The 274-nt window shown below is 45.6% G+C and carries 1 protein-coding gene; it reads right to left on the minus strand.

The window, feature by feature from the left end; genetic code table 11:
- Nucleotides 1-242, minus strand: a 242-nt coding sequence (locus Q4528_RS13850) for a hypothetical protein (RefSeq protein ID WP_303522156.1), incomplete at its 3' end; no start/stop codon positions are given.
- Nucleotides 243-274 lie beyond the last annotated feature (32 nt).

The raw sequence follows: 274 nt of genomic DNA on the forward strand, positions 1-274 counted from the left end.
GCGTTAATATCTCTACCAGCATGACCGTCCTGATTTTGAGGTACCGAGTCGCCATCGGCATCAGTTGTCAGATTACAATCAATCGAATTCTGATGAGATTCACTGGCGCCGAAAGCATAATCTGAACAAGTAGTAATCCCAGTATCGTTAATTGGCGCTAAGTTAGTATTACTTGGCGTTAGCGCAATGCTTACTTCGTTCGTCGCGGTTTTACCACCTTCATCACTTACAGTGAGGGCCATAACTACCGCTATCGCACTGGTGACATTTGGAG

It is taken from the genome of Staphylococcus pasteuri (assembly GCF_030547725.1).
GTDB lineage: Bacteria > Bacillota > Bacilli > Staphylococcales > Staphylococcaceae > Staphylococcus > Staphylococcus pasteuri.